The organism is Flavobacterium chungangensis, assembly GCF_042654045.1.
Classification (GTDB): Bacteria; Bacteroidota; Bacteroidia; order Flavobacteriales; family Flavobacteriaceae; genus Flavobacterium; species Flavobacterium chungangensis.
In genome coordinates, this window is sequence record NZ_JBHSFY010000032.1 from 1 (window position 1) to 1,285 (window position 1,285).

The 1,285-nt window shown below is 35.8% G+C and carries 1 rRNA gene; it reads right to left on the reverse strand.

Annotated elements, in window-relative coordinates:
• Positions 1-1,192: 1,192 nt before the first annotated feature.
• A 5S ribosomal RNA gene (gene rrf / locus ACFO3N_RS24895) occupies positions 1,193-1,285 on the reverse strand; the annotation flags it as partial.

A 1,285-nucleotide genomic window follows, 5' to 3' on the forward strand; every position in this document is an offset into this window, starting at 1 on the left:
ATAACAGCCTGTTTACATTTTAAACTTTTTTGAATACTTGTGAGTTTTTTCTGCATACCTTCATTGTTTTGGCATTTTCCGCCCGTTTCGGCGTTCCCTTTTTATGGAGTTTTCAGCCTTTAAGCCCGTTTTTTGAAGAGATTCCAGGTTTTTAAAATCCGGATTTTTCCGCATTTAATCCCAAAAAGGAACCAAGATGCCAAGCCCCCCCTCCTATTCATTATAAAAATCCGCTCCTTCCCCTTTAAGCTCCCTCTGAAAACCGATGCCCTCGCCCCGATAGCAGCGGAAATCCTTTTGCTTTTTCTTTAAAAACACAGACAGACCCAAACACATTTCTATTCAAAAATTTAAAAATAACATCTAATCACAAAGAAATTACCACTTCTTTTATATTTTTTTACCAAACCAAAACATAAGTAGATATCCAATACCTAGAAACATCTTTAAAAAAAGCCAATTTTATCACTTCATAATTAAACCTAAAAGCAAAGAAGAACAAAACAGGAAAACCTTCGCCAAAAATTAATTTAGATATCTCCAGACCTGATCAGACTATAGGTTATTTTTTTTGAGAAGAATTTTACCCAGACTTAAAGAATACAACATCAAAAAAGAACACTTTTTCAATTCAGAACAAAATTCAAATAGACAAAAGATCATTAGCTAAAAGAAATTTAACCTAGAAGTATCGAATTAAAACCCTAACTATTCAAAAAATCACCATACACATTGTCGTAAAAAAAACAACAAATAGTAAATTAAACATAATAATTCAGAACCACCTCTCCTGGTCGACTATCCACTAAATCTAGTGTGAAAGAGATTTAAGAGCAAAGCTTCGACAAAAGCTTAGCATTCTGCAAAACGACACCCTTCTACACTCTAACATAATCCCGCACAAATACGGTATTTTTTTAAAAAAATAAAATTCATTGCGTTCTTTGCAGCTAAATCCTAATGTAGAATCTCCACAACTTTACGCTCTTCATAATTCTCACGAAGAATCATTGATTGAGTTCTTTGCGATTAAATCACAAAGCAAACCTGCTAAAAAACAAAAATCCTCCCGATAAACCGGAAAGGATTCTTAAAAGAAAGACGGCGGCTCCGATTAATATCGGGCTGCCTCCCAATTTCAGCATTTTTCAAAAACAGAAAACCCCATCCGGTTTGGATAGGGTTTTCAAAAGAAAGGCGACGACATACTCTCCCACAAAACTGCAGTACCATCTGCGCAGGCGGGCTTAACTTCTCTGTTCGGGATGGGAAGAGGTGAGCCCCG